Genomic DNA, 18,913 nt, shown 5'->3' with positions numbered 1-18,913 from the left:
GAAGGGACCGAATGGCCTATCTCGACATCGACGCCCTGACGGCGACCCCGATCCAGCATGACCCCTACGACTATCTGATCCTGCCGGGTTTCGTGAAAGCCGAAGCGGCGGAGGCCATCGCCCGCGACTATCCGAAGATCGACAAGCCCGGCTCCTTCACCCTCGACGACGTCAAGGTCTCGGGCGCCCTGGCCGAGCTGATCGAGGAGCTGGACGCTGAGCCCTTCCGCACGGCGATCGAGGCCAAGTTCGGGCTGGAGCTCGGCTCCCTGCCCACCATGTTCACCGTGCGCGGCATGTGCGGCGCCCATGACGGCCAGATCCATACCGATTCCAAGACCAAGGTGATCACCGTCCTGCTCTATCTCAACGACGCCTGGGCGCCGGACGGCGGGCGCCTGAGGGTGCTGCGCAACGGCGACGACCTCGAGGCGGTGGCCGCCGAAGTGCCGCCCGACTTCGGCACGCTGCTGGTGTTCCGCCGCTCGGAAAACTCCTGGCACGGCCACAAGCCCTTCGCCGGCCCCCGGCGGGTGGTGCAGATGAACTGGGTGACCTCGGACAAGGTCGCCGCCTGGCAGCAGTTCCGCCACCGGGTCTCGGCGGCGGTGAAGAAGCTGACGCCGGCCAAGGCGTAAACAGCGTTCGGGGAGTAGCGGGGCTTGACCGAGCAGATCGACACCGACGCGCCGCGGCCCAAGGCGCATCCCAAGCCCAGTTCGGCCCTGATTCCCAAGCGGCCGCTGCTGATGCGGATCGGCCGGCGGCTGCAACCCTGGACCAACCGGCAGATCGCCCGCTCCTCGCGGGTCGGCGACAAGCCGTTTCACGACACCGCCGAATTCCCCTGGATCGCCGAGCTGGAAGCGCACTGGGAGGATATCCGCGCCGAGGCCGCCGCCGCCCTCTGCGACATCAACGCCATCCCGCCCCTGGCCGAGATCTCGCCCGACCATCGCCGCATCGCCCCGGCCGGCATGTGGCGCTCGTTCTTCCTCTACGGCTACGGCTACAAGGTCGATGAGAACTGCGCCAAGTGCCCGAAGACGGCGGCCCTGGTGGGCAAGGTCCCGGGGTTGAACTCGGCCCTGTTCTCGGTGCTGGTTCCCGGCACCCACATCCCCGCCCACACCGGCGTGACAAAAGCGATCCTGACCTGTCACCTGGGCATCCAGGTGCCGAAGGCCGCCGACAAGTGCCAGATGCGCGTCGCCGACCAATTTACCGGCTGGGCTGAGGGCAAGGCCTTCGTCTTCGACGACATCTACCAGCACGAGGTGCTGAACGACACGCCGGAGACCCGTATCATCCTTTTGGTGCAGTTCCGCCGGCCGGTGGGCCTGCGCGGCAAGCTGATCGGCGGCCTGTTCCTGTCGGCGGTACGCCATTCGCGGTTCGTGCAGGACGCGCGGCGGGGCCTGAGGGCCTGGGCGGAGGGACCGCCGAAATAGGGTGCGGCTACTCCCGCCGCAGGATCTTGTCGGCCAGGAGATTGCCCCACCAGCCGGCGTGGAACTCTCGCGTCAGGGCGTCGGCGTCGTAGGCGTCGCTCATCACCCAGTCCAGGAAACTGATTCCCCTGGGCTCGGCTTCGCTGAGATAGGTCGCGAACACGTGGTCCAGCACCCCGGTCTTGCTGGTCTTCATGTGCAGGTAGCGGAAGCTGAGCTGCTCGACCGCCTGGCTGATCGGCCAGCCGAGCTGGAAGTGGGCGTAGAGCACGCTCATCAGGCTGGCCCGGTCCGCGCCGGACTTGCAGTGCATCAGGGCCGGATATTCCAGCTGCGCGAACATGTCGCGGGCGCCCAGGATCTGCTCCCGGCTGGGGGCCGCGCGCGAGCGGACGGTGAAATCGATCAGCTTCAGCCCAAGGCGGGCGCAGGCGTCGCGCTCGAGAGCATAAAAGCTCGCGTCGAAGCCGCCGCGCAGGTTGATCACCGTGCGCACGCCCTTGTCCCGCCAGCGCTTCAGCTGGAAGGGCCAGGGTTGGTTGGTGCGCACCAACCTGTCGCCCAGCCAGTGGGCGTTCTGGAACCTGAGCCTCAGGAAGGCGTGGTCGTTCAGATTGTAGTCGACATAGGTCGCGAAGCGGCCGGCAGGGGTCGACAGGTCGAAGGTCTTCACACGCAGTTCCCAAATCGCCCGGATTTCGGGCGCGGCCGTATCTAGGATCGAACGGGCCGCTTGCAAAGCGCGGCCGCCATAGAAGAAGGGCCCAGGCCGAAGCCTGGGCCCTTCGAAGGGGCGCAATAGTGGGCCTTCTGGCGGGCCCTAGAACTCTTCCCAGCTCGAGTCGATCGACTGCTGCAGCTGGGCCGCGGCGGCGCCGCCGCCGTGGCCGCCGCCCATCGCCTTCAGCACGCGTTCGCCGCGGCGAGCCGGCTGGGCGGCGGGAGCCGCCTGGCGACCGCGGGAGACCGCCTGGCCCGTGCCGCTGAGCTGGAACCGGCCCAGGAGCCGGGCGAGGTCGTTGGCCTCGTGCTGCAGCGAGTGGCTTGCGGCGGTCGATTCCTCGACCATGGCCGCGTTCTGCTGGGTGACCTGGTCCATCTGGTTGATGGCCGTGTTGACCTGAGCCAGGCCCGTGGACTGCTCCTGGGCGGAGGCGGCGATCTCGGCGACGACCGTGTTGATCTCGGCCACCTGGGAGACGATCCGCTCCAGCGCCTTGCCGGTCTGGCCGACCAGCTGGACACCCTGGTCGACCTGGTTGGACGAGGCGGTGATCAGGGACTTGATCTCCTTGGCCGCTTCCGCCGAACGCTGGGCCAGGGCCCGCACTTCCTGGGCGACCACGGCGAAGCCGCGGCCCGCCTCGCCCGCCCGCGCCGCTTCGACGCCGGCGTTCAGGGCCAGAAGGTTGGTCTGGAAGGCGATCTCGTCGATCACCCCGATGATCTGGCTGATCTGCTTGGACGAGGTCTCGATCTCGTTCATCGCCGCGACCGCGCCGTTGACGATCTCGCCGGAGCGGACGGCATCGGTCTTGGCGCTGCCGACCACTTCGCGGGCATGGGTGGCGCCCTCGGCGGTCTTCTTGACGGTGGCGGTGATCTGGTCGAGGGCGGCGGCGGTCTGCTCCAAGGCGGCGGCCTGCTGCTCGGTGCGGCGCGACAGGTCGTCCGCAGCCTGGCTGATCTCGCTGGAGCCGGTCTGGATGCCGGTGGTGCCTTCGTGGATCACGCGCAGGGCGTCTTCCAGCTGGGTGATCGCGCCGTTGAAGTCATCGCGCAGCTTGCGGTACTCGCCCGGGAACTCGGCGTCGATGCGGTAAGTCATGTCGCCCGAAGCCAGGCGATCGAGGCCGTGGGCCAGGTTCGAAACCACCAGGGCCTGCTCGCGAGCGGCGGCGGCGGCGGCTTCTTCCTTGGCCCGGCGCTCGTCTTCCGTCAGGGCGCGGGCGGCTTCCTGTTCGGCGCGCAGCTCTTCCAGGTGCAGCTGGTTGTTGCGGAACACCATCAGCGACTTGACCACGGCGCCCAGCTCATCACCGCGGGTCATGCGGTCGAGATCGACGTTGTTGTTGCCGGCGGCCAGGGTTTCGGTGGCCTTGGCGATCTGGTCGATCGAGCGCCGGGTGGTCAGCACGGTGACCAGCGAGATGAAGCCGACGACCAGTAGGGTCAGGGCGCCGATCACCACGGTTGCGACGATGGCGGTCTGCGAATTCTTGGCGGTCTGTTCGGCGCGCTGGTTGGTCTGGGCCTCGGCGAACTTGTCGGCCTGGTCCAGGGTCGCGGTCATCTGGTTGTAGCTGTCTTCGAAGGGCGCGACGAAGCCTGCGGCGGTGCCGAAGTCGACCGAGACCATGCCGCCGACCACGTCGACCGCGCTCTTGGTGTCGTCCAGCTGCTTGATCAGCTTGTCGAACAGGGCCTTCTGGGAGACCGGCTCCTGGGCCTTCACCTGCTTGACCTCGGCGGTGATCGAGTCGAACTCGGTCAGCAGGGCCTTCATCTGGCCGTCGACCTTGTCCTTGTCGATGCCGCCCGCCTGGTGGGTCATGATCAGATAGAGCTGACCGTGGGCTGCGGCGATCCGTCGCGAGATGTCCTGCAGCTTCTGCGAAGCCGGCATGTCGACCTGCACGACCTGCTTCAGCTCGCGCGACGAGCCTTGTTGCACCATGATGCTGCCCATCGCCATCGCTACGAACATCAGCAGCGCGATGGCCGGAGCGAAGCCGATCTTGACGATCATCGGCACGTCCGAAAGCCGAAAGCCCTTCATTTCAATCCCCGCTAGATCATTCCGCCGGCAAAGCTCAGCAGGGTTATCATCCACAAAGAGTGCTAACGCTTCCTAACTATAGCGAAAAAGGCGGAAGGGCCGCCGGCCTTGCGTGAATCTATAAAGCGAGCGCCACGAGCATGAATGTAGACCTCATGGTTACTCTACAATTAATCTAAATATCAGTGTTCCTGAGGACATTTTTAACTTCCATCTGCGAACTTCCGCTCACCGTCTTAGTACAAAGGAGAAGCGGATGAAGAAGTCAGTCGCCTTGGCCGGGGGTATTCTCGCCAGTTTCGTCATCGCCGGTGCGTCGCTCGCCGACGGTGGCTTCCAAGAACACATGAGCGCCTGCGTCGACAAGTTCGCGTCGGCCTCGGACACCGCCAGCGTCGTGCTGGAATGCTCCGCCGCCGGCGGCAAGCTGTCCGACTGCAAGGTGGTCGAAAACAGCGCGGCCGGTAAGGGCTTCGACAAGGCCGCCCTGTGCGTGGCCTCGTTCCTGCCGATCGGCGCCAAGACCGGCACCATTCGCGTCCCGCTCAAGTTCCAAGGCGCCTAACAGCGACTTGAGCCTGAGGGCCCCGGCGTAAGGTTCGCCGGGGAACGAGGAGCGGCCCATCAGATGGCCGCGCTCAAATTGATAGACGGTTGGGGTCAGGCCGAAAGGTCTGGCCCTCTTCCGTACAGCGTCTCGTAAACGCCAGTCGCCCCAAGCCTTGAGCCCTTGCGCGCTTGAGCTTGGGGCGGGGCTCTTCTAAACCGCCGGTCCAGCAGTCAGCGCGGCGGAGCGAATGGCCCGAATTCTCCACGTTGGAAACTTCAGCCTCAAGGCCAAGGGCGCTTTCCAGCACAGCGTGGAGCACAAGCTCTCCAACGGCTTGATCCGCAACGGCCACCAGGTGGTCAATTTCTCGGATCGCGACGCCGCCCGCGCCGGTTCGGTCCTGGGCCGCAGCAAGTTCGGCGGCCGCGGCGCCGCCAACAAATCCCTTCGATCCCTCTGCCGGCACATGGGCCCCGACGTGGTGCTGTTCGGCCAGGCCGACGTAATCGCCGCCGAGACCATCGCCGCCATCCGCCAAGACAGTCCGAGTATTCGGATCCTTCAGTGGAACGTCGACCCGATGTTCGAGACCAACAACGTCGCGCGATTGCTGAGCAAGACCGAAGTGGTGCACGCGACCCTGGTCTCCACCGCCGGCGAGGCCCTGGCGCTGCTGAAGCGGCCCGGCATGCTGCTGGGCTTCCTGCCCAATCCGGTGGACTTCTCGATCGAGCGCGGCCGCTGCCATGAAGTCGAACACCTGCCCTATGACCTGTTCTATGCTTGCGGCAATCCGTCGCAGCCTCTGCGCGAGGTCGCTGGGATCGACTGGGACATGAACGAATACATGGCCCGGCTCCTGGCCAAGCTCCCCGACGCGCGCGTCCTGGCCCCCGGCATAGCCGGGGCGCCGCACCTGGCCGGCGCGGCCTACCAGGCCGGGCTGGAGCAGGCGGCCCTGGGATTGAACATCAGCCGGCGGGACGACAATTTCCTCTATTCCTCCGACCGGCTGGCCCACATGTGCGGCAACGGCCAGGCGATCCTGATCGCCCGCACGGTCGGCTACGACACCCTGTTCTCGGACGAGGAGATGGTGTTCTTCGACGGCATGGACGACCTGGCCGAGAAGATCGCGGCCCTGATCGCCGAGCCGCGCCGCCGTATGACCCTGGCCGCCGCCGGACGCGCCCGCTACCACGCGCTCTTCAATGAGCAGCGGGTGGCCAAGTACGTGCTGGAGGTCGCCCTGGGCGACATCGACCCGGCCGACTACCCCTGGCCGACCCTGCTCCAGTGACTGCAACCGCCACGCCCGCCGCCCGGTTCAGGCCGGGGCTCTCCCTGCTCCTGATCCTGGGCGCCATCACTGCCCTGCGACTTCTGGCCGCAGCCTTCATCCCCCTGACCGAAGACGAGGCCTATTACCGGCTCTGGGCCCTGCATCCGGCCTTCGGCTATTACGACCACCCGCCCATGGTGGCCTGGTGGATCCATGCCGGCATGGCCCTGGCCGGCGACACGCCGCTAGGCGTGCGGCTGATCCCCTGCCTCTCCTGTCTCGCCACCAGCCTGATGGCCTTCGATCTCGCAGCGCAACTCAGCTGGGATGAAGCGACGGCCGGCCGGGCTGCGGTGTGGTGCAACGCCACCCTGCTGATCGGCGCCGGGGGCCTGCTGGCCATTCCCGACGCAGCCTCGACCCCGTTCTGGACCCTGACCCTGTGCTGTCTCGCCAGGACCCGCGGCCCGGGTGCGCCAGGCTGGTGGGTGGCGGCGGGCGCGGCGGCGGGCCTGGCCTGCCTGTCCAAATATTCGGCCCTGTTCCTGGCCCCAGGCGCCGTCCTGTGGCTGCTGCTTCAGCCCGGTGGCCTGGCGAGCCTGAAGAAGCCCTGGCCCTGGCTCGCGGCCCTGGTCGCCGCAGCGATCTTCAGCCTCAACCTCGCCTGGAACGCCGAGCACCACTGGGTCTCTTTCGCCAAGCAGTTCGGCCGCGCGGCGCCGGGGCGTTTCGATCCGCGGTTCGAGCTTGAACTCATGGCCGGCCAGTTCCTGCTGCTCAACCCGTTCGTCGCGGTCTTCGCCCTGCGCGCCCTACCCCGCTGGCGCTCTCGCGATGGCGGAGACCTCAGCCTGCCGCTGCTGACCACAGCGCCCTTCGCCGCCTATCTGCTGCTGCACGCCCTGCATGACCGGGTGCAGGCGCACTGGCCGGTTCCGGTCTATCCAGCCCTGGCCCTGGCCGCGGCCGCCATGGCCTCAGGCCCGCAAGGCGGCGGCTGGCGTGTCGTCCGCGCTCTGGCCGCCCCCTTCGGCCTGGGCCTCGCCGCCCTCGGCCTCGCCCACGCCGCGCTGCCGCAAACCGACCTCAAGAAGGGCGATCCGGCCGTGCAGCTTCGCGATTGGCCGGGTTTCGCCGCGCGGATCGAGGCCAGCCGCAGGGCCGCCGGCGCCGCCTGGGTCGGAACCCTCAGCTATGGCGTCACCAGCCAGCTCCTGGCTCAGCGCGCCATCCAGGCCCCGGTCGTCGAACTGATCGAGCGCGACCGCTACGCCATGGACCATGACGCGCCGCGGCCCGACCTCGCGCGCCCCGGGCTGGTGGTCGACCTGGAGCGGCGCGTCTCGCCGGCCGCGCTGTCGGCCTGCTTCACGTTTGTGCGCCCTATCGGCCCTGCGCTGCGCGACGGCGGCCGAAGCCATGAAAGCCGCTACCAGATGGCGCTAGTCTCAGGGCCGCGGGTCGACGCGATCGGGCAGGGTTGCCGAGTCGGCGGCTGAGGCCGTTTCGCGACTTTCCGACCGAGCCCCGGTCGTCACTCCACGCCGCGCGCCAGCAGCGCCTCGGCCTCCGCCAGCAGTTCCTCGGTGTGCTCACCAAGCCGCGGCGGATGGCGGCGGATATTGCTGGGCGTGGCCGAGAACTTCACCGGCGGGCGCATGGAGACGTATGGCCCCGCCTCCGGGTGCTGATAGGCTTCGAACAGCCCGACCGCGTCGAGGTGCGGATCCTCGATCAGGTCGTCCAGCCGGTTCATCTTCACCGCCGGAATCGACAGCGGCTTGAGGAGCCCCAGCCATTCCTCGGTGGTCTTCTCCGGGGTGATGGTGTGGACCAGGGCATAGAGCTCGCGGATATGCTTGCCGCGGGTCATGTAGTCGGAGAAGCGCTCATCGGCTGCGATGCGCTCGCCCCAGCCGGCGACCTCGAAGAACTGGTCCCACTGCTTGTCGGTATAGGGCAGAAGCCCGATATGCCCGTCCTTGGTCTCGTAGGGGACGCGGAAGGGATTGGTCACCCGCGGATAGGACCACTGGCCCGTCGGCGGATCATAGACGTGGCCGTACATGTGTTCGGCCAGGTTGAAGCTGGTCACGCATTCCAGCATCGGCACCTCGACGAACTGGCCCTCGCCGGTGCGCTGGCGATGGAACAGGGCCGCCAGCGTCGCCTGGGCCATGAACAGGCCCGAGACCTTGTCGGCCACCAGGCTAGGCAGGATGCGCGGCTTGGGCTCGCCGTCGGTGCGGCCCAAGAGGTCGGCGAAGCCAGACGCCGCCTGGATCAGGTCGTCATAGGCCGGCTCGCCGGCATAGGGCCCGTCCGAGCCGTAGCCGGCGGCATGGACATAGACGATGTCCGGCCTGATCGCATTGACGTCCTCGTAGGAGAGGCCCAGGCGCTTCAGCCCGTCGTAGCGGACCGAGGCGGCGAACACGTCGGCAGTGGCGATCAGGGCCTTGAATTTCTCCATCACCTCCGGCTCGCGCAGGTCGAACAGCACCCCACGCTTGTTGCGGTTGATGGTCATGAAGATCGGGCCCATGTCGCGGACATCGGGGTTCGGCGTATGGCCGGCCCAGCGCATGATGTCTCCACCAGCGCCGCGGCCCGAGGCCGGGAACTCGACCTTGATCACGTCCGCGCCCATGTCGGCCAGCATCTGGGTGGCGTAGGCGCCCAGGACCACGCTGGTCAGGTCGATGATCCTGACCCCCTTCAGGGGACCGGTTGCTTCGGCGGCGAGGTCGTGGGGGCGGGGGGGCATCAATGCGTTCCTTTGCAATTCATCAGCTGAAATGGGCGGCCGGCCGTCACGCCGCCATTCGCCCGACGCCGGCGCGCAGTTCGGCCAGGATCAGGGCTTCCTTGCGCTCCAGCCGTTCGACCGGGCCGGCGACGCCGATGGCGTAGGTGCGGCCGTGGGCGGCGGGCGGCAGCAGGGCGCCGATCACCCCCACCCCGTCCGAAACCGTGTGCTTGGAGAAGGCGTAGCCCTTCAGCCGCACCTCGTTGATGGTGGCCATCAGATCGTCGCGCGAAAGCTTGTCCCCGCCGTCCTCGGCGTTGATCCGCCGGCGAAGCTTTTCGATCTCGGCGTCGCTCTTGGCGCTGAGCAGCAGCCAGCCCAGGCCCGACTTGCCCAGCGGCCGGCGCGCGCCCGGCGGCACCGCGACGCTCAAGGGCTCGGCCGAGCGGATCAGGTGCACGTACTGAGCTCTGAGATCGCTCTGGGCGGCCAGGATCACCGTCTCGCCGGTGGCCTCGTAGAGATGGTTCATCAGCCGCGAGACCTGGCCGTCACCGAACAGGCTGTCGTGCACCCAGCCGCCCAGGGCGGCGATGCGCATGGTCGGGAAATAGCTGCGCCGTTCGCGGTCGTAGTCGAGATAGCCCAAGGCCACCAGCGACTTGAGCAGGGCCGAGCCGCTGGAGGCCGGATAGCCGAGGCCGTCCAGAATCTCCTTCAGCGCCATGGGCCGGCGCTGGCGTTCGAAGAGTTCGAGAATCTCGAACACCCGCCGCGCCGACTTGACCGCATCCTCCGCCATTCCGGCTCCAATTTCACATATGTGTATTTAGCGTCCACATATGGGCAAATTGTGCGTTCGGTCTAAGATCGGCGTCAAGACGAGAACGGTAGGGACGCCGCCATGAATTTCGAGCTCAGCGAAGAGCACCAGATGCTCAAGGACCTGGTCGCCCGCTTCGTGCGCGACCAGTTGATGCCGATGGAGGCGGGCGTCCTGGAGCGCGAGGCCAAGGGGCATGGGCTTGGCCTTCCCGAGGCCGACCGCATCCGCCTGGACGGGATAACCAAGGAGCTGGGGCTGTGGGGACTGGACGCGCCGGAGGATGTCGGCGGCTCGGACCTGCCCAGCGTGGCCATGGTCGGGGTCAATGAGGAGCTGGGCCGGACCGTCACGCCCTACACCATCCCGCCGGACTCCCCGAACCTTCGCATGATGATGGCCACGGTGACCGAGCGGCAGCGCGAGGCCTATCTGGCTCCTTACGTCCGCGGCGAAACCATCTCGGCCATCGGCATCTCCGAGCCGGGCGCCGGCGCAGACCCGGCCGGCATGCTGACCAAGGCTGAGCGCGCCAAAAACCCAGATGGGACCGACGACTGGGTGCTGAACGGGCGCAAGATCTGGATCAGTCGCGCCGCTGACGCCGACTTCACCATCGTCATGGCGGTGACTGACAAGGAAAAGCGCGCCCGCGGCGGCATGTCGGCCTTCCTGGTCGACAAGGGCACGCCCGGCTTCAACGTGCTGCGCGCCATCCCGATGGTCGGCGGCGCGGTGACCTATGAGGTGGCGCTGGAGGACTGCCGCGTGCCCGGCTGGAAGCTGCTGGGCGTCGAGGGCCAGGGCTTTGCGCCGATGCAGGTGCGGCTGGGCACACGCCGCATCGAAATGGCCAGCTGGTCGATCGGCATGGCCCAGCGGGCGCTGGACATGATCTGCGAGTACGCGCCCCAGCGGAAGACCTTCGGTCTGCCGCTGTCGGAACGCCAGGCGATCCAGTGGTGGGTGGCGGACGCCGCGACCCAGATCCACGCCGCGCGCCTCATGACCTATGACTGCGCCGTCAAGCTGGACGCCGGCAAGGACGTCAGGGTCGAGATATCGATGATCAAGGCCTTCGCCACCGAAATGGCCTGGACCGTGGTCGACCGGGCCATGCAGACCTTCGGCGCCATGGGCATGACCAAGGAGCTGCCGTTGCAGCTGATGGCGGCCAAGCTGCGGACCATGCGCATCTATGACGGCCCGACCGAGGTGCATAAATGGGTGGTCGCGAGAAACCTGCTGGGGAGAAGCCGATGACCGCCGAGGCCTATGGGGACGTGCGCATCGAACGGCGGGGCCATGTAGCCCTGGCCATCATCGACCATCCGCCGAACAACCACGTCTCCACGCCCCTGATGCGCGCCTTGGCAGACGCATTCGAGGCGCTGGATGCCGACAACGAGGTTCGCGCCGTCGTTCTGGCGACCGAGGGCCGGGTGTTCTGTGGCGGCGCCGACCTGCATGCGCCCAACGCCGTGACCCGCGGCGACGGGGCGGGGATCAATCCGCTCTACACCGAGGCGGTGCGGCTATTCTCCAACACGAAGCCGATCGTGGCTGCGATCCAGGGAGCCGCCGTGGGCGCAGGCCTGGGCCTGGCCCTGGTCGCCGACTTCCGCATCGCCGCGCCCGAGGCGCGGTTCTCGGCCAATTTCGTCAAGCTGGGCTTCCACGCCGGCTTCGGCATCAGCCACACCCTGCCTCGCCTGATCGGCCAGCAGCGGGCCGCGCTGATGCTGCAGACCGCAAGGCGTATCAAGGCGGACGAGGCGCTGGAATGGGGCCTGGTGGACGCCGTGGTCCCGCTCGAGGAAGTCCGCCAGGCGGCCATCGCCCTGGCCCAGGAGATCGCCGAGAACGCGCCCCTCGCCGTCCAGTCGAGCCGGGCGACCTTGCGCCAAGGCCTCGCCGCCGCGGTCCGCGCCCAGACCAACCACGAGTTCGCCGAGCAGCAGCGGCTGATGAAGACCAAGGACTTCGCCGAGGGCGTCCGCGCGGTGGCCGAGCGCCGCCCGGGCGCCTTCACTGGGGCCTGATCACCCCGGCCAAGGTTGCCGGGTTGGGCCGAAAGGCTCATCCTGGCGCTCAAGACAAAGAAGAAGACTGAAGACAATGCCCGTCGCCGCTCGCGTCAGCCCCAAGGAGTTCTTCACCCAGGAGGAATGGGCGCCCCTGGCGATGCGTTCGGCCTGGGCTGGGCCGCTGATGATCGCGCACTGCTGGGCGGTGATCGCTGGCTGCATGATTGTCGGCGTGATCTGGCCGGTGACCATTCCCCTGGCGATCATGCTGATCGGCGCGCGCCAGCTGGGCCTCGCCATCCTGATGCACGACGCCGCCCATGGGGCGATCCACCCGGACCAGAAGACCAACGACTTCCTGGGCGAGTGGCTGTGCGGCGCGCCGGTGGGGGCGCGGCTTTCCAGCTATCGCGACTATCACCTGGGCCACCACAAGTTCGCCCAGCAGGCCGAAGACCCGGACCTGGGCCTCTCGGCCCCGTTCCCGATCACCCGCTCCTCGCTGTGGCGCAAGGTCGTGCGCGACCTCACGGGGCAGACCTTCTTCAAGCAGCGCAGCGCCGTCCTGCGCGCCCAGCTCAAGGCCCGGCCCAAGGGCGCGCCGGTGCTGCCGATCTTTCTGGCCGAGGTCAGGCGCCAGCGCCGCTTCTATGGCTGGCAGCTGGCCATCCTGGCCGCCTGCAGCCTGGCCGGCGCCTGGTGGGCCTATTTCGTGCTGTGGCTGGTCCCGATGGCCAGTTGGTACCCGCTGATCACCCGCATCCGCAACATCGCCGAGCACGCCCTGGTGGCCAAGAACGAGCCCGACCCGCTGCGCCATGCCCGCACCACCCATGCGGGCCTGATCGAGCGGGCCCTGCTGGCCCCCTACTACGTGAACTATCACGGCGAACATCACCTGTTCATGCACGTCCCCTGCTATCGGCTGCCGAAGATCAACCGCATGCTGAGAGCCAGGGGCGTGACTGGGCGCATGGAGACTGCGCCCGGCTATCTCGCCGTGTTGCGCCGGGCCGCCCCGGTCGATATGGCCGGGGCGTGATCCAGGACCGCGCCCAGTTCATCCGCGACAACACCCGCCTGCAGCGCCCGCCGCATACGCCCGAGATCCAGCTCTGGCTGGCCGACGAGATAACTCCGATCTGGCGGCTGACCGAGGAGGAGCTAGGCGAGATGGGCCTGCCGCCGCCGTTCTGGGCCTTCGCCTGGGCCGGCGGCCAGGCCCTGGCGCGCTATCTGATGGATCATCCCGAGGAAGCGGCCGGCAAGACCGTGGTCGATTTCGCCTCAGGCTCGGGATTGGTGGCGATCGCAGCGATGAAGGCTGGCGCGAAGAGCGCACTGGCCGCCGACATAGATGTCTTCTGCTCAGCCGCCGTGGAAGCCAACGCCACGGCGAATGACCTCACCCTGAGCTTCACCGACATCAACCTGCTGGACGCCCCGCCCCCGGCCTGTGGCCTGATCACCGCAGGCGACATCTGCTACGAAAAACCTCTGGCCGAGCGGGTGCTGGCCTGGCTGGCCGCGGCGAGGGCCAACGGAACCCGGGTCCTGATCGGCGACCCCGGCCGCACCTACTTCCCCAAGGACGGCCTGAAGAAGCTCGCCGAATACCAGGTCGAGACCACCCGCGAGCTCGAGGACATGACCGTCAAGCGCACGGCGGTGTGGACCTTTCCGGACTGAATCGACTCGACTCGCCGCCGCCTTCCGGATAAGAACAAAAAAGGAACTTTTGAGGGCGACGCCATGCGCGAGGACGGCAAGATCGACTATGTGGAGATGCCCGGCGGCGACCTTCCGGCGACCAAGAGCTTCTACCAGACCGCCTTCGGCTGGCGCTTCGTCGACTATGGCCCGAGCTACGCCGCCTTCGAGGATGGCGGCCTGGACGGCGGCTTCGACGCCGATCCCGCGACCGGAGTGAAAAAGCCGCTGGTGGTGCTGTTCGCCCACGACCTGGAGGCCATGGAGGCCAGGGTCAAGGCCGCCGGCGGGGTGATCAGCGTGCCGATCTTCTCGTTCCCCGGCGGACGCCGCTTCCATTTCCGCGACCCGGCCGGCAACGAGCTTGCGGTGTTCGCCGAGGCGTAGGACGCTTTGACTTTAGGGCTCCGGAGGGCTCGGCATGACCGAGGATGAGGTCAAGGCGCTGGTGCTGTCCTTCCCCCTGGTCGAGGAGGGAACCTCCTATGGCCACCCCTCTTTCAAGGCCAATGGCAAGTTCTTCACCCGCCTCAGGGCCGAGGACGCCAGCCTGGTCCTCCTGGGCGTCGATTTCGACGAGCGCGAGATGCTGATGGAAGTCGAGCCCGAGACCTTCCACCTCACCGACCACTACAAGAACTATCCCATCGTCCTGGCCCGCATCGCCTCTATCGACCCAGGCTCATTGCGCGGCTTCCTGGAACGCCGCTGGCGCGCCGTGGCGCCGAAGAAGCTGGTCAAGCAGCGGGATGCGGAGCGTGACTAACCCTTCTCCCCTTGCGGGAGAAGGAGGGGCCCGTTCGCGAAGCGAACGGGAGGATGAGGGGTCACACTGGCCTCGATCCAGCGATCCCGACGCGCCACAGCCGATCCGCCAAGTTCTGAAGACCCGCGCCCGCTCTATGCGTCGCGAACTCACGCCCGCCGAACGCAGACTCTGGTCCGCGCTGAGGGGCGGTCAAGTCGGAGGCCTGAAGATCCGTCGGCAGGTTCCAATCGGCCTCTACATTGTCGATTTTGCCTGCCACTCGCCCAGGCTCGTCATCGAGTGCGATGGCGGACAACACGCTGACAACGCTTATGACGCGGAGCGCGACGCTTGGCTCAGCACTAGGGGCTACCGGGTACTGAGGTTCTGGAACAACGAGGTCAACGACAATCTGGAAGGGGTCTGCAGCGCGATCCTGCACGTGATCGGCAAAGGCTAGCGCGACCCCTCATCCTCCCACGGCTTCGCCGCGGGCCCCTCCTTCTCCCGCAAGGGGAGAAGGGAACTAGAAACTATCGTTCATCGCCGCAGCGAACGCTTCCATGGTCTCCCGCGCCTCGCGCTCCTCAGGCGTCAGGCCATCGTCATCGGCCTCCGTCCCCTCATGAAACGCAGCTTCAGGCACAAGCCGCGCCACCACCTCGTCGCCGCGCTTGATCAGGACGCCGTAGCCGGCAGCGATGGTGGCCATCAGTTCGGCGAAACGCGCCGGCGCTTCTTCGACTTCGATTTCGAACAGCATGGCTCAAGTCTAGGCCACAGCGGCGAAACCCTCTAGCTTCCGCGGCCGCACAGCGGAGCATTTCATGGCCTATCGGTCCCTGCGGGAATTCATCGCCAAGCTGGAAGCAGCCGGCGAGCTGGTGCGGGTGAAAGAGCCCGTCTCCACCGTGCTGGAGATGACCGAGATCTGCACCCGCCTGCTGGCGACCGGCGGCCCGGCGGTGCTTTTCGAAAACCCTGTCCGCGCCGACGGCCAGCCCTCGTCCATCCCCTGTCTGGTCAACCTCTTCGGCACGGTCAAGCGCGTGGCCATGGGCGTGACCCTGGACGACCAGGAGCGCACCACCGCCGGCGAACTGCGCGAAGTTGGCGAACTGCTGGCCTTCCTGCGTCAGCCCGAGCCGCCGCGGGGCCTGAAGGACGCCTGGGACATGCTGCCCCTGGCCAAGACCGTGATGGGCATGCGGCCCAAGACGGTGAAGAAGGCGGCGGTGCAGGAGGTGGTGCTGAAGGGCGAGGACATCGACCTCGCCAAACTGCCGATCCAGACCTGCTGGCCCGGCGAGCCGGCGCCCCTGATCACCTGGCCCCTGGTGGTGACCAAGGGCCCCTCCGAGAGCCGCGAGGACGACTTCAACCTCGGCATCTACCGCATGCAGGTGGTCGGTAAGAACCGCTGCATCATGCGCTGGCTGGCCCACCGCGGCGGGGCGCAGCACCATCGCCGCTGGAAGGCGGCCGGCAAGCCAGAGCCCCTGCCCGCCTGCGCGGTCCTTGGGGCCGATCCCGGCCTGATTCTGGCCGCGGTGACGCCGGTGCCGGACACCCTGTCGGAATACCAGTTCGCCGGGCTGCTGCGCGGGGCCAAGGCCGAACTGGTCCCGGCCAAAACCCAGCCCCTGATGGTTCCCGCCGAGGCCGAGATCGTGCTGGAGGGCCACGTGCTCCTCGACGAATATGCCGACGAGGGCCCCTACGGAGACCACACCGGCTACTACAACTCGGTCGAGCGCTTCCCGATCTTCGAGGTCACCGCCGTCACCATGCGGCGCGACCCCATCTACCTGACCACCTTCACTGGCCGCCCGCCGGACGAGCCCAGCGTGCTCGGCGAGGCGCTGAACGAGGTGTTCATTCCCCTGATCCAGCAGCAATTCCCCGAGATCGTCGACTTCTGGCTGCCGCCCGAGGGCTGCAGCTACCGCATCGCCGTGGTGTCGATGAAGAAGGCCTATCCCGGCCACGCCAAGCGGGTGATGCTGGGCGTATGGTCGTACCTGCGCCAGTTCATGTACACCAAGTGGGTGATCGTGGTGGACGACGACATCGACGCCCGTGATTGGAAGGACGTGATGTGGGCCATCTCCACCCGAATGGACCCAGCCCGCGACATCACCGTGATCGAGAACACCCCGATCGACTATCTGGACTTCGCCTCGCCCGAGTCCGGCCTGGGCTCGAAGATCGGCCTGGACGCCACCGACAAGTGGCCGCCGGAGACCAGGCGCGAGTGGGGCCAGAAGCTCTCCATGGACCCGGGCGTGGTCGAGCGGGTCAGCGAAATCTGGGACCGCCTCGGCCTGCCGGGCGAGGGCAAGCCGATCTGGAAGTGAGCTTCCCGGTTGCCGCCGCGCCCCCCCATCGTTCATAACTCCGCCCATGGATGAAAATCTGCTGCAAGACTTGGTGTCGGCCGCGCTGAAGGCCGGCGCCGACGCGGCCGAGGCGGTGGGCGCCGAGCGCCAGTCGCTGTCGATCTCGGTGCGCATGGGCAAGCTGGAGGAGGTCGAGCGCGAGGAGGCGCGCGACCTGGGCCTGCGCGTCTTCATCGGCAAGCGCCAGGCCAGCGTGTCCGGCTCGGACCTCTCGGCCGCCGCCCGCGCGCGGCTGGTCGAGCGCGCCGTGGCCATGGCCCGGCTGGCGCCCGAGGAGCCCTATGCCGGCCTCGCGCCGTCGGAGATCCTCTCCCGCGGCCCCTGGCCCGAACTGGACCTGTTCGACCCTACCGAGCCCACCGCCGCCGAGTTGGAGGATCAGGCCCTCGCGGCCGAGAGCACAGCCCTGGCCACCCCGGGCGTGACCAACAGCGAGGGCGGTTCGGCCGGCTGGTCCAGCTCGGCCTGGCGGCTGGTCACCAGCAACGGTTTCTCCGGTCCGCACGCGGCCTCCGGTTTCTCGATCTCGGCTTCGGTCGTGGCCGGCGACGAAAACGGCATGGAGCGCGGCGGCGAGGGGCGCAGCCAGCGATGGCAGGCCGACCTGCCCACCCCCGAGGCCATCGGCGCCGAGGCGGGCAAGCGGGCGGTCAGCCGTCTGGGCGCGCGCAAGATCGCCTCGACCACTGCCCCCGTGATCTTCGAAAACCGCCTGGCCATGTCGCTGATCGGACCGATGCTGGGGGCCATAGCCGGCCCAGCCATCGCCCGCGGCGCCTCGTTCCTGAAGGACAGGCTGGGCGAGCAGATCTTTCCCGCCGGCTTCGTGGTCGCCGAGGATCCCCATCGCCGGCGCGGCCTGGGCTCCAGCCCCTTCGACGACGAGGGCGTGGCCAACCACGCCCGCAACCTGATCGACGACGGGGTCCTGACCACCTGGCTCCTAAACTGCAGCTCGGCGAAGCAGCTGGGTCTTACGACCACCGGCCACGCCTCTCGCGGCCTGGCCGGGTCGCCCGGGGTTTCGACCACCAACCTGACCGTCCGGCCCGGAACCCTGGACCAGGCCGGGCTGATGCGCGACGCCGGCGAGGGCCTCTTGGTCACCTCCATGTTCGGCCCGTCGCTCAATCCGCACACCGGCGACTGGTCGGTCGGGGTGTCCGGCTTCTGGTTCGAGAAGGGCGAGATGGCCTATCCGGTCACCGAGATCACCGTGGCCGGCAACCTGGTCGACATCTATCAGAGGCTGGTGGCCGGCTCGGACCTCGAGATCCGCGGCGCATCCAATTCGCCTTCGCTGCTGGTCGACGCCCTGGCGATCGCGGGGCGATGACAGCGAACGCCCAGGCCGACCTCGACCTGATCACCGAAGCCGCGCGCGCCGCCGGCGCCGTGGCCCTGACTCTGCGGGCCGCCGGCCTGACCACCACCTACAAGGCCGACAAGACACCGGTCAGCAACGCCGACCTGGCCGTCGACACCTTGCTGCGCGACACCCTGGCCCGCGCCCGGCCGGACTATGGCTGGCTCTCGGAAGAGACGGCGGACGATCCGGCGCGACTGGAACGCCGTCGGGTGTTTGTGGTCGATCCGATCGACGGCACCCGCGCCTTCGTCAAGCACCGGCCCTGGTGGGCGGTCTCGATCGCCGTGGTCGAGGACGGCCGGTCGCTGGCAGGGGTGGTGTTCGCCCCGGACCGCGATGAGATCTACCAGGCGATAGCCGGCGAGGGTGCGGCGATGAACGGCTTGCCCCTGGCCTGCGGCGACCGCGAGGCGATCGCCGACTGCGCCATGCTGGCCGACGCCCCGATGATGCGCCATCCGGCCTGGGCGGAGCCGTGGCCGCAGATGCGGATCGAGAGCCGCAACTCGGTCGCCTACCGCATCTGCTCGGTGGCCTCGGCCGAGTTCGACGCCACCCTGGCGCTGTCGTCCAAGGCCGAGTGGGATCTGGCCGCGGCCGGCCTGATCGCCCGCGAGGCCGGCTGCGCGGTCAGCGATCACAAGGGCCGCGATTTCGCCTTCAATCGCCCCTCGCCCAAGGTCCCCAGCCTAGTCGTCGCCGGCCCAAGCCTGCACGAGTTGATCTTACGCCGCGTCAGGCATATCGATCTGCCAAATTCACCCTGAAAGGCCGACTATGCCCGATCGCCAGCTGCTTCACCTCGTCATCGGCGGCGAATTGACCGGCGTAGGGGAATATCAGTTCCGCGACCTGAAGAAGGTCGACTTCGTCGGCGCCTATCCCAACTACGCCGAGGCCTTCGCCGCCTGGAAGTCCAAGGCCCAGGCCACCGTCGACAACGCCCTGACCCGCTATTTCATCATCCACGCCCACAAGCTGCTGGACCCCGACGAACACCACGACGAGAGCCAGCCGCACTGAGGG

Annotated in this window: 21 protein-coding genes; 16 read left to right on the top strand and 5 right to left on the bottom strand. The window is 67.7% G+C overall.

Going from position 1 to position 18,913, the window contains the following annotated elements; genetic code table 11:
• The first annotated feature begins 11 nt into the window (after positions 1 to 11).
• Both KCG34_RS19495 and KCG34_RS19490 read left to right on the top strand, forming a co-directional pair.
• Positions 12 to 638 (top strand): 2OG-Fe(II) oxygenase, encoded by a 627-nt coding sequence (locus tag KCG34_RS19495; protein ID WP_211937267.1) that lies wholly within the window; start codon positions 12 to 14, stop codon positions 636 to 638.
• A 24-nt stretch (positions 639 to 662) separates the two neighbouring features.
• Complete coding sequence (locus KCG34_RS19490) at positions 663 to 1,451, top strand: aspartyl/asparaginyl beta-hydroxylase domain-containing protein (protein WP_249138087.1); 789 nt, start codon at positions 663 to 665, stop codon at positions 1,449 to 1,451.
• A 7-nt stretch (positions 1,452 to 1,458) separates the two neighbouring features.
• Here KCG34_RS19490 and KCG34_RS19485 read toward each other — a convergent pair whose 3' ends face one another.
• Together KCG34_RS19485 and KCG34_RS19480 are read right to left on the bottom strand one after the other, a co-directional pair.
• A complete protein-coding gene (locus KCG34_RS19485) occupies positions 1,459 to 2,124 on the bottom strand; it encodes a protein tyrosine phosphatase family protein (RefSeq protein ID WP_211937266.1) in 666 nt (221 codons plus the stop codon).
• Positions 2,125 to 2,271: 147 nt separating this feature from the next.
• The gene (locus KCG34_RS19480; RefSeq protein ID WP_211937265.1) at positions 2,272 to 4,230 is read right to left on the bottom strand and encodes a methyl-accepting chemotaxis protein; all 1,959 of its coding nucleotides are present in this window, start codon (positions 4,228 to 4,230) and stop codon (positions 2,272 to 2,274) included.
• A 256-nt stretch (positions 4,231 to 4,486) separates the two neighbouring features.
• On the opposite strand from KCG34_RS19480, the gene KCG34_RS19475 reads away from it, so the two are divergent.
• The 3 genes from KCG34_RS19475 (at position 4,487) to KCG34_RS19465 (ending at position 7,561) form a co-directional block, all read left to right on the top strand.
• A complete protein-coding gene (locus KCG34_RS19475; RefSeq protein WP_211937264.1) occupies positions 4,487 to 4,795 on the top strand; it encodes a hypothetical protein in 309 nt (102 codons plus the stop codon).
• Between the two features lie 232 nt (positions 4,796 to 5,027).
• Positions 5,028 to 6,080, top strand: a complete 1,053-nt coding sequence (locus KCG34_RS19470; RefSeq protein WP_211937263.1) for a glycosyltransferase family protein — start codon at positions 5,028 to 5,030, stop codon at positions 6,078 to 6,080.
• The gene (locus KCG34_RS19465) at positions 6,077 to 7,561 is read left to right on the top strand and encodes an ArnT family glycosyltransferase (RefSeq protein ID WP_211937262.1); all 1,485 of its coding nucleotides are present in this window, start codon (positions 6,077 to 6,079) and stop codon (positions 7,559 to 7,561) included. Before KCG34_RS19470 ends, KCG34_RS19465 begins: the two co-directional genes overlap by 4 nt.
• Positions 7,562 to 7,596: 35 nt before the next feature.
• On the opposite strand, the gene KCG34_RS19460 is transcribed toward KCG34_RS19465, so the two are convergent.
• Both KCG34_RS19460 and KCG34_RS19455 read right to left on the bottom strand, forming a co-directional pair.
• The gene (locus KCG34_RS19460) at positions 7,597 to 8,829 is read right to left on the bottom strand and encodes a CaiB/BaiF CoA transferase family protein (protein ID WP_211937261.1); all 1,233 of its coding nucleotides are present in this window, start codon (positions 8,827 to 8,829) and stop codon (positions 7,597 to 7,599) included.
• A gap of 46 nt (positions 8,830 to 8,875) precedes the next feature.
• The gene (locus KCG34_RS19455; protein WP_211937260.1) at positions 8,876 to 9,613 is read right to left on the bottom strand and encodes an IclR family transcriptional regulator; all 738 of its coding nucleotides are present in this window, start codon (positions 9,611 to 9,613) and stop codon (positions 8,876 to 8,878) included.
• Positions 9,614 to 9,715: 102 nt separating this feature from the next.
• Here KCG34_RS19455 and KCG34_RS19450 point away from each other — a divergent pair, with 102 nt between their 5' ends.
• From KCG34_RS19450 to KCG34_RS19420, 7 genes are all read left to right on the top strand, one after another.
• On the top strand, positions 9,716 to 10,897 hold the full coding sequence (locus tag KCG34_RS19450; RefSeq protein WP_211937259.1) for an acyl-CoA dehydrogenase family protein: 1,182 nt from the start codon (positions 9,716 to 9,718) through the stop codon (positions 10,895 to 10,897).
• The gene (locus KCG34_RS19445; protein WP_211937258.1) at positions 10,894 to 11,676 is read left to right on the top strand and encodes an enoyl-CoA hydratase/isomerase family protein; all 783 of its coding nucleotides are present in this window, start codon (positions 10,894 to 10,896) and stop codon (positions 11,674 to 11,676) included. Before KCG34_RS19450 ends, KCG34_RS19445 begins: the two co-directional genes overlap by 4 nt.
• Before the next feature lie 76 nt (positions 11,677 to 11,752).
• Positions 11,753 to 12,703: a fatty acid desaturase family protein gene (locus KCG34_RS19440; RefSeq protein ID WP_211937257.1), complete on the top strand. Its 951-nt coding sequence runs from the start codon at positions 11,753 to 11,755 to the stop codon at positions 12,701 to 12,703.
• The gene (locus tag KCG34_RS19435) at positions 12,703 to 13,350 is read left to right on the top strand and encodes a class I SAM-dependent methyltransferase (RefSeq protein ID WP_211940904.1); all 648 of its coding nucleotides are present in this window, start codon (positions 12,703 to 12,705) and stop codon (positions 13,348 to 13,350) included. Before KCG34_RS19440 ends, KCG34_RS19435 begins: the two co-directional genes overlap by 1 nt.
• A gap of 63 nt (positions 13,351 to 13,413) precedes the next feature.
• Positions 13,414 to 13,758 carry a VOC family protein gene (locus KCG34_RS19430; RefSeq protein WP_211937256.1) on the top strand — a complete coding sequence of 115 codons (345 nt, stop codon included), beginning with the start codon at positions 13,414 to 13,416 and terminating at the stop codon, positions 13,756 to 13,758.
• A 34-nt stretch (positions 13,759 to 13,792) separates the two neighbouring features.
• Complete coding sequence (locus KCG34_RS19425) at positions 13,793 to 14,137, top strand: MmcQ/YjbR family DNA-binding protein (protein WP_211937255.1); 345 nt, start codon at positions 13,793 to 13,795, stop codon at positions 14,135 to 14,137.
• A 136-nt stretch (positions 14,138 to 14,273) separates the two neighbouring features.
• Positions 14,274 to 14,579: an endonuclease domain-containing protein gene (locus tag KCG34_RS19420; protein ID WP_249138086.1), complete on the top strand. Its 306-nt coding sequence runs from the start codon at positions 14,274 to 14,276 to the stop codon at positions 14,577 to 14,579.
• A gap of 66 nt (positions 14,580 to 14,645) precedes the next feature.
• Here the strand turns inward: KCG34_RS19420 and KCG34_RS19415 are convergent, their stop codons facing one another.
• Positions 14,646 to 14,882, bottom strand: a complete 237-nt coding sequence (locus KCG34_RS19415) for a hypothetical protein (protein ID WP_211937254.1) — start codon at positions 14,880 to 14,882, stop codon at positions 14,646 to 14,648.
• 64 nt (positions 14,883 to 14,946) lie between these two features.
• Here KCG34_RS19415 and KCG34_RS19410 point away from each other — a divergent pair, with 64 nt between their 5' ends.
• Genes KCG34_RS19410 through KCG34_RS19395 form a run of 4 tightly spaced genes read left to right on the top strand, consistent with a single transcriptional unit; the run spans position 14,947 to position 18,910 of the window.
• Entirely contained in the window at positions 14,947 to 16,476 is a 1,530-nt protein-coding gene (locus KCG34_RS19410) for a UbiD family decarboxylase (protein WP_211937253.1), read from the top strand.
• Positions 16,477 to 16,522: 46 nt separating this feature from the next.
• Positions 16,523 to 17,854 carry a TldD/PmbA family protein gene (locus KCG34_RS19405; RefSeq protein ID WP_211937252.1) on the top strand — a complete coding sequence of 444 codons (1,332 nt, stop codon included), beginning with the start codon at positions 16,523 to 16,525 and terminating at the stop codon, positions 17,852 to 17,854.
• The gene (locus KCG34_RS19400) at positions 17,851 to 18,654 is read left to right on the top strand and encodes a 3'(2'),5'-bisphosphate nucleotidase CysQ (protein ID WP_211937251.1); all 804 of its coding nucleotides are present in this window, start codon (positions 17,851 to 17,853) and stop codon (positions 18,652 to 18,654) included. Before KCG34_RS19405 ends, KCG34_RS19400 begins: the two co-directional genes overlap by 4 nt.
• 10 nt (positions 18,655 to 18,664) lie before the next feature.
• A complete protein-coding gene (locus KCG34_RS19395) occupies positions 18,665 to 18,910 on the top strand; it encodes a DUF4170 domain-containing protein (protein WP_211937250.1) in 246 nt (81 codons plus the stop codon).
• The last annotated feature ends 3 nt before the right edge of the window (positions 18,911 to 18,913 follow it).

Source organism: Phenylobacterium montanum (assembly GCF_018135625.1).
In the GTDB taxonomy this organism is placed as follows: domain Bacteria; phylum Pseudomonadota; class Alphaproteobacteria; order Caulobacterales; family Caulobacteraceae; genus Poindextera; species Poindextera montana.
Note: the sequence above shows the minus strand (reverse complement) of the source record. Positions and strands in the feature narration are given on the sequence as shown.

What these genes read in the sequence shown, in the direction of transcription:
- KCG34_RS19445 (WP_211937258.1), top strand. Translation starts at nt 10,894, where the DNA reads ATGACCGCCGAGGCCTATGGGGACGTGCGCATCGAACGGCGGGGCCAT.
- KCG34_RS19495 (WP_211937267.1), top strand. Translation starts at nt 12, where the DNA reads ATGGCCTATCTCGACATCGACGCCCTGACGGCGACCCCGATCCAGCAT.
- KCG34_RS19440 (WP_211937257.1), top strand. Translation starts at nt 11,753, where the DNA reads ATGCCCGTCGCCGCTCGCGTCAGCCCCAAGGAGTTCTTCACCCAGGAG.
- KCG34_RS19455 (WP_211937260.1), bottom strand. Translation starts at nt 9,613, where the DNA reads ATGGCGGAGGATGCGGTCAAGTCGGCGCGGCGGGTGTTCGAGATTCTC.
- KCG34_RS19410 (WP_211937253.1), top strand. Translation starts at nt 14,947, where the DNA reads ATGGCCTATCGGTCCCTGCGGGAATTCATCGCCAAGCTGGAAGCAGCC.
- KCG34_RS19450 (WP_211937259.1), top strand. Translation starts at nt 9,716, where the DNA reads ATGAATTTCGAGCTCAGCGAAGAGCACCAGATGCTCAAGGACCTGGTC.
- KCG34_RS19430 (WP_211937256.1), top strand. Translation starts at nt 13,414, where the DNA reads ATGCGCGAGGACGGCAAGATCGACTATGTGGAGATGCCCGGCGGCGAC.
- KCG34_RS19400 (WP_211937251.1), top strand. Translation starts at nt 17,851, where the DNA reads ATGACAGCGAACGCCCAGGCCGACCTCGACCTGATCACCGAAGCCGCG.
- KCG34_RS19405 (WP_211937252.1), top strand. Translation starts at nt 16,523, where the DNA reads ATGGATGAAAATCTGCTGCAAGACTTGGTGTCGGCCGCGCTGAAGGCC.
- KCG34_RS19415 (WP_211937254.1), bottom strand. Translation starts at nt 14,882, where the DNA reads ATGCTGTTCGAAATCGAAGTCGAAGAAGCGCCGGCGCGTTTCGCCGAA.
- KCG34_RS19475 (WP_211937264.1), top strand. Translation starts at nt 4,487, where the DNA reads ATGAAGAAGTCAGTCGCCTTGGCCGGGGGTATTCTCGCCAGTTTCGTC.
- KCG34_RS19460 (WP_211937261.1), bottom strand. Translation starts at nt 8,829, where the DNA reads ATGCCCCCCCGCCCCCACGACCTCGCCGCCGAAGCAACCGGTCCCCTG.
- KCG34_RS19425 (WP_211937255.1), top strand. Translation starts at nt 13,793, where the DNA reads ATGACCGAGGATGAGGTCAAGGCGCTGGTGCTGTCCTTCCCCCTGGTC.
- KCG34_RS19480 (WP_211937265.1), bottom strand. Translation starts at nt 4,230, where the DNA reads ATGAAGGGCTTTCGGCTTTCGGACGTGCCGATGATCGTCAAGATCGGC.
- KCG34_RS19470 (WP_211937263.1), top strand. Translation starts at nt 5,028, where the DNA reads ATGGCCCGAATTCTCCACGTTGGAAACTTCAGCCTCAAGGCCAAGGGC.
- KCG34_RS19395 (WP_211937250.1), top strand. Translation starts at nt 18,665, where the DNA reads ATGCCCGATCGCCAGCTGCTTCACCTCGTCATCGGCGGCGAATTGACC.
- KCG34_RS19420 (WP_249138086.1), top strand. Translation starts at nt 14,274, where the DNA reads ATGCGTCGCGAACTCACGCCCGCCGAACGCAGACTCTGGTCCGCGCTG.